The sequence below is a fragment of the Pseudomonas sp. GM49 genome (genome assembly GCF_000282355.1).
Lineage (GTDB): Bacteria > Pseudomonadota > Gammaproteobacteria > Pseudomonadales > Pseudomonadaceae > Aquipseudomonas.
This window is the reverse complement of record NZ_AKJL01000069.1, coordinates 1-6,303: the sequence shown is the minus strand read 5'-3', so window position 1 is coordinate 6,303 and position 6,303 is coordinate 1. Positions and strand designations below refer to the sequence as shown.

Below are 6,303 nucleotides of genomic sequence, written 5' to 3'. Positions count from 1 at the left end.
CCGCCGACTTCGGCAGTGTCGGCGGCGGCATCCTCTCCTCGTTCCTGATCGGTCGCGGGATCAACCCGATCAAGGCGCGGTTGATGTCGATGCTGCTGTTCGCCTGCTGCATCATCGGCGTGATCATGGCCGCCGGCTCCAGCAATCTGTGGGTCGCAGTGTTCGCCATCTCCCTGGCCATCGGCGCGCACCAGGCCTGGACCGCAAACATCTGGAGCCTGGTGATGGACTACACGCCCAAACACATGATGAGCACGGTATTCGGCTTCGGCGGCATGTGTGCGGCGATTGGCGGGATGTTCATGACCCAGTTGGTCGGCCACATCCTGACCGTCACCAACAACAATTACACCGTGCTGTTCACCCTGATTCCGGCGATGTACTTCATCGCGCTGACCTGGATGTACTTCATGGCACCGCGCAAGATTCCTACCGTCACTGAGTAGTACGCCCTGCCACGTCAGGCCTGATCTCAGGCCTGACGCCTCTCTTTCAGCGACGGCTTTGCTGCCACGCTGCCGCCAGTCCGCTGCAACAGATCACGGCAATACCGACCACGGTGGTCAGGGTCGGCGTGTGCGCAAACAGCAGCCAGCCCAACAATCCGGCAAACACAATCTGGCAATAGCCGAATGGCGCCAGCAAGGCCGGCGCGGCATGGCGGAACGCCTGGGTCAGAAACAGATGCGCAGTCATCCCGCACGCGCCCAGCGCCAGCATCATCGCCCCGTGCATCAGACTCGGCAGTTGCCAGAAGAACGGCACCAGAGCGCTCATCACCAGGGTGTTACACAGGCCGGCAAAGAAGTTGCTGGTGGTCGGGCTATCGACTTCGCTGAGCTTGCGGGTGAGCAGTTGATAGAAGCAGAAAAACAGCGCTGAGCAGAGCGGCAGCAAGACCGCCGGGGTGAACAACTCCCCTCCCGGGTGCACGATGATCAGCACACCGATGAATCCGCAAATCACCGCGATCCACTGACCACGCGTCACCCGCTCCTTCAGCAATGGTACCGATAGCGCCGTCACCAGCACTGGCGCAAGAAAGTTGACCGCCGTGGCTTCGGCCAGCGGGATGTACTGCAAACCCGTGGTGAAGAACAGGCTGGTGCCCAACAGGCACAACGCCCTGAACAACTGCAGCATCGGCCGTTTGGTGCGCAGGACACGCAACCCGGATTGCGGCAGAAAAATCCCCGCCATCAGCAGGGTGTGAACCACATAGCGCGCCCACACCACCATGACAATCGGATAGAACCCGGAAAGGTACTTCGACAAAGCGTCATGGCTGGAAAACAGGAAAGTCGCGACAACGATCAGCAGGATCCCTTTGAAGGGCTGATTGACGCCGGAAAGCGGGGTGCTGCTGGGCGACGTCAAGACGAGGTCCTTTTATGAGTGGAGGCGAGGCCTGAATAATTTAGAATCCGGTTCCACTTTATGACATCGACGACTCAAGAAAGTGTGCGAATACCGCACACTGTTTATTCAAGCGAACATCGCGTTCAACTGAACAACTCTGACGCCTGGCTCGCCAGCGAAAGCTCTTCGGTGTACTTCAACAGGGTCAACGCCAACTCATGCAAACGCGCACCGGGCATTCGCGCGCTTGGCCCGGCAATACTGAGCACGCCAATGACCCGCCGATCCAGTGGATGACGGACCACGGCGGCAATCGCCGAGGTGCCCACCGCCGAACTTTCCTCGACCCACGCGTAGCCTTGCTCCCGCGCCAGGCGTAAACGCTCCAGCAGTTCAATACTCGAACGCGGTGCATTAGGCCCGACGTCCCGAGGCAATTCGGCCCCTTGCCGCTCGACCAGAGACAGCGCCTCGGCATCGCTCATGCACGCCAGCCACGCATGCCCGGAAGCCGTGTAGAACAAAGGCGCATCGCGCCCCATGTCGGGGTCGTAGCGCAGGCCAGAGCGGGCGCCCTGGGACTTGGCGATCCAGACCTGTCGTTCACCCTGGATCACCCCCAGACGCACCAGTTCACCGGTTTCCCCGGCCAGACGATCGAGCACCGGCTGAACGATATCCGCACCGCTGCCGGACAGGTATCGAAAGCCCATGGCCACCAGTTTGGTCGACAGGTGATAGCGCAAATTGTCCGGATTCTGCCGAACGTAACCCAGGCGAATCAGTTCGGCGAGCAACCGATGAGTCGCGCTTTTAGGGATTTCCAGTTGCTCGGCCAGCGTTTGCATCGGCAAACCCTGCGGTTCACCGGTCAGGCTTTCCAGCACGCTGAAGACACGTTCGATCTGACTGCCAGCCATGGTAGGTCCCAAACAAAATTTGGCTGATTCTAGAAGAGAAGCCCCACGAAGCAAAATTCGGAACCAGTCGCACAACCGGTAGTCTGACGACCGGACTGGCGCCGCTCCCACTTGGCAGCAACACTCATCGCACGGATGCTTTACCCGGAACAGAAGAGGATTCCCACATGCTATGGAGAAAAGGCCGACGCAGCGACAACGTGGTCGATGCCCGTGGTGATGATGTCGGCAGTGGCGGCGGCGGGATGCGCTTCGGCGGTGGCAAGGGCCTGAGCCTGACGGCAATCCTCCTGATCGTCGGCATCGGCTGGATCACTGGCCAGGATCCGCTGCAAATCCTCGGGCAACTGACCGGGCAAATGGGCCAGCAATCGGCACCCGCCACCAACCAGAGTCGCAAGGCACCGCCAGTCAATGATGAGAGCGCGGAATTCGTGCGTTCGATCCTCGGCGACACCGAGGACACCTGGGGCGCGATATTCCAGCAGGCCGGCCGCCAATATAAGGACCCGACCCTGGTGCTGTTCAGCAACCGCGTGAATTCGGCCTGCGGTCTGGCCTCCTCGGCGACTGGCCCGTTCTATTGCCCGGCCGACCAGAAAGTCTACCTGGACATGGCGTTCTTCCAGGAAATGTCCCAACGCTTTTCCGCCGCGGGCGATTTCGCCCAGGCCTATGTGATCGCTCACGAAGTCGGACACCATGTGCAGACCTTGCTCGGGGTATCGGCGAAAATTCAGGCCGCACGCCAACAAGGCCGGCAGATGGAAGGCGACGGTGGTTTGCTTGTTCGTCAGGAACTGCAAGCCGATTGCCTGGCCGGCGTCTGGGCCAACAATGCGCAGAAGCGCCTGAACTGGCTGGAACCGGGCGACATCGAAGAAGCACTGAATGCAGCAAACGCCATCGGTGACGATCGTTTGCAGCAACAGGGTCAGGGACGTGTGGTCCCGGACTCGTTCACCCACGGTACGTCGGCGCAACGGGTGCGCTGGTTCAAAACCGGTTTCGCCCAAGGCCAGGTAAGCCAGTGCGATACCTTTGCGACGAAAAATCTGTAAATGAAGAAGTGGTTGTTGGTTGTTCTGTTTACTTGCGCAACGTCCCAGGCCGCCGAGCATGGGGTCAAAGACCTCAGCTCAGGGCGCCTGTTGTTGAAATCAGGTGAAATCGCGGTGGGCATCAGCCCTGCCCCGGCAAAAATCGAACGGGTGCTGATCATCCTCCACGGTCGCCTGCGCAACGCGCAAACCTATCTGCAAAGCGGTGAGCACGCGGCCGAACTGGCCGGGCAAAGTGCAACGACCCTGGTGATCGCCCCGCAATTCCTCAATGAAACCGATGTTGCGGTCCATCCGGTGGCCGACACCGTTTTGCGCTGGCAAGGCAATGAATGGATGGCTGGCGGCGAATCCACGGCACCGTTTCGGCTGAGTTCCTACGCCGCGCTCGACGAAATCATCGCCCGCCTGGGTGACCGCCAGCAGTTTCCGGATGTGAAGCAAATCGTCATCGCCGGGCACTCAGGCGGCGCGCAGGTGGTTCAGCGCTATGCGTTGCTCGGTCATGATCAGCCAGCCCTCGAAGCAGCAGGCGTGCAGATGCGGTACGTGATCGCCAACCCGTCGTCCTACGCCTATTTCGATGAACGCCGGCCGGTGGCATTCAGCCACGCCGGTTGCCCGCAATTCAATCGCTGGAAATATGGGCTGACGGATTTGCCCGCTTACGCCGAAGGACAAACTCCCGCTCAACTGCAGGAAAAGTACCTCAAGCGCGACATCGTTTATCTACTGGGCCAGCAAGACACCGACCCGAATCATCCGGCGCTGGATAAAAGCTGCGAAGCCAAGGCACAGGGACCTTATCGATTGGCCCGCGGGCGTTCTTACTTTGACTATCTGAAGCGGCTCCAACCGCAAGGGTTGAATCAGCAACTGATTGAAGTACCCGGAGTCGGGCATAACGGGGACGGGATGCTTACATCGCCGGAGGGGCAGAAGGCTTTGTTTGGGCAGTGAGTTTCAGGGTGCCTGAATTGACGCCATCGCGAGCAAGCTCGCTCCCACAGTGGTTCTCTGGTGTTCCAAATACCATTGATTTCATCCAGATCCATGTGGGAGCGAGCTTGCTCGCGATGGCGGTTTGGCAGACAACAAACTCGTCAAGCCGACAGCATCTGCCGCAATTCGACACAATCCGCCGCATGCCAATCGGTCAATTCCGGCCACGGATTATCCGGCAGGTTCACCAGCACCGTGCGCGCACCCGCCGCTCGCCCGCAATCGAGATCGAAGCGGTAATCACCCACCATCACCATCTCGCTCGTCGGCACTTTCCACGCTTCAGCCAGTTTCAGCAGCCCGCCCGGATGCGGCTTGGGCGGTGCATCATCGCGGCCCAACACATCCTCCAGCGCAAAGCAGTCGGCCAGGCCAATGGCCTCCAGCGTGACATGCGCCAGCTCTCGGGCATTGCGCGTGAGAATGCCCAGGCGATAACCGCGCCCGGCCAGCTCGCGCACCAGCTCCACTGCTCCCGGCGCCGGTTGCGAACCGAGGGCCAGGTCCCGTTCATGCTCCAGCAGCCACGCATGCTTGGCAGCGGCCTCATCGGCCGGCAGTGCGGCGAGGTGGGTCAGGATGTCGTGTTCGGCAGGAATCGCCAACGCCACGCGAATCGCTGCGAAGTCGTGCACGGCCACGGTCAGGGTGCCGTCCATGTCGAACACCCAGTGACGCACGTCGGCCAGGCTCATGCCCAATCCTTGCGGTGACGGATCAAGCCTTCCTGGGTGACCGAAGCCACCAGTTGCCCGGCACGATTGAACACACTGCCCCGGGAGAATCCACGGGAGTTGCCGGCCCACGGACTGTCCATCGCGTAGAGCAACCAGTCATCGGCGCGCAGATCCTGATGGAACCACAGTGCGTGATCGAGGCTGGCGACCTGCATGTCCTTGTGCCACACCGACTTGCCGTGGGGCTGCATCGAGGTGGTCAACAAGCCAAAGTCCGATGCGTAAGCGAGCAAATACTTGTGCAGCGCCGGCGAGTCGGCCAAAGCGCCGTCGGCACGAAACCAGACGTACTTGACTGGATCGGACGGCAGCGGGTTGTAGGGATCTTTCTCGGTCACCGGGCGAAATTCGATCGGCTTCGGGCACAGCAGTTTTTCGCGCATTTTCTCGGGGATCAGGTGCGCGCGCTGCTGGGTGATCTCCAGCTCCGATGGCAGGTTTTCCGGACCGACCACTTGCGGCATTTCGCTCTGGTGCTGGAAGCCTTCTTCGTCGTACTGGAACGACGCGCTGCACGTAAAGATCGGGTGGCCCTTCTGGATAGCCGTCACCCGGCGCGTGCTGAAACTGCCACCGTCACGCACCCGGTCTACCTGATACACCACCGGCAACCCGGCATCACCCGGACGCAGGAAATAGCCGTGCATCGAATGCACATGGCGCGCCTCTTCAACCGTCTGACTGGCCGCCGACAGCGACTGGCCGAGCACCTGACCACCGAACAGCTGACGAAAGCCCAGGTCCTGGCTACGGCCACGGAACAGGTTTTCTTCGATCGGTTCCAGGGTCAGCAGGTCGACCAGATCATCCAACACTTGGCTCATTCAGATGCTCCTCACGCAAAACATTGCCGCGCAGCCTTGGCTGCAACGCTCGATTCAGTTTCTGGACTCTGCCCATGAGGGCCATTGTAAACGTCCGTGTCAGGTTATCCATGCAAGGTTTGCAGCCATTGCTCGCGGCTGATGCGATACAGCACGTGCCGACGCAACGGATGATCGGCTTCGAGTCGCGGGTGATCGAAGTCATTTTTCGGATCATGGTGCATGCCGATGGCCTGCATGACTTTCTCTGACGGCAGATTGGTTTGCGTGGTGAAGGCCACGACCTCTTTCAGCGGCAAGCGGTCGAACCCGCAGCGCAGAGCGGTCCACGCCGCTTCACTGGCGTAACCCAAGCCCCAGTGCTCGCGGGCCAGGCGCCAGCCGATTTCCGTGGCGGGGG

Annotated in this window: 7 protein-coding genes and 1 pseudogene; 3 read left to right on the top strand and 5 right to left on the bottom strand. The window is 60.6% G+C overall.

The window, feature by feature from the left end:
- Positions 1–446 (top strand): annotated as a pseudogene (locus PMI29_RS22840) (MFS transporter); the annotation flags it as partial.
- Positions 447–492: 46 nt separating this feature from the next.
- Here the strand turns inward: PMI29_RS22840 and PMI29_RS22845 are convergent.
- Together PMI29_RS22845 and PMI29_RS22850 are read right to left on the bottom strand one after the other, a co-directional pair.
- Complete coding sequence (locus PMI29_RS22845) at positions 493–1,377, bottom strand: DMT family transporter (RefSeq protein WP_007995364.1); 885 nt, start codon at positions 1,375–1,377, stop codon at positions 493–495.
- Positions 1,378–1,502: 125 nt separating this feature from the next.
- Positions 1,503–2,279, bottom strand: coding sequence for an IclR family transcriptional regulator (locus tag PMI29_RS22850; protein ID WP_007995363.1), 777 nt, complete (start codon positions 2,277–2,279; stop codon positions 1,503–1,505).
- Positions 2,280–2,446: 167 nt separating this feature from the next.
- On the opposite strand from PMI29_RS22850, the gene ypfJ reads away from it, so the two are divergent.
- Both ypfJ and PMI29_RS22860 read left to right on the top strand, forming a co-directional pair.
- The gene (ypfJ, locus tag PMI29_RS22855) at positions 2,447–3,340 is read left to right on the top strand and encodes a KPN_02809 family neutral zinc metallopeptidase (RefSeq protein WP_007995362.1); all 894 of its coding nucleotides are present in this window, start codon (positions 2,447–2,449) and stop codon (positions 3,338–3,340) included.
- Positions 3,341–4,300 (top strand): alpha/beta fold hydrolase, encoded by a 960-nt coding sequence (locus PMI29_RS22860; RefSeq protein ID WP_007995361.1) that lies wholly within the window; start codon positions 3,341–3,343, stop codon positions 4,298–4,300. It begins immediately after the preceding gene.
- Between the two features lie 143 nt (positions 4,301–4,443).
- On the opposite strand, the gene PMI29_RS22865 is transcribed toward PMI29_RS22860, so the two are convergent.
- From PMI29_RS22865 to PMI29_RS22875, 3 genes are all read right to left on the bottom strand, one after another.
- Entirely contained in the window at positions 4,444–5,037 is a 594-nt protein-coding gene (locus PMI29_RS22865) for an HAD family hydrolase (RefSeq protein WP_007995360.1), read from the bottom strand.
- The gene (gene tesB, locus PMI29_RS22870) at positions 5,034–5,903 is read right to left on the bottom strand and encodes an acyl-CoA thioesterase II (protein WP_007995359.1); all 870 of its coding nucleotides are present in this window, start codon (positions 5,901–5,903) and stop codon (positions 5,034–5,036) included. Before tesB ends, PMI29_RS22865 begins: the two co-directional genes overlap by 4 nt.
- Before the next feature lie 104 nt (positions 5,904–6,007).
- Positions 6,008–6,303 (bottom strand): GNAT family N-acetyltransferase (locus tag PMI29_RS22875; RefSeq protein WP_007995357.1); only part of this gene is annotated, 296 nt, incomplete at its 5' end.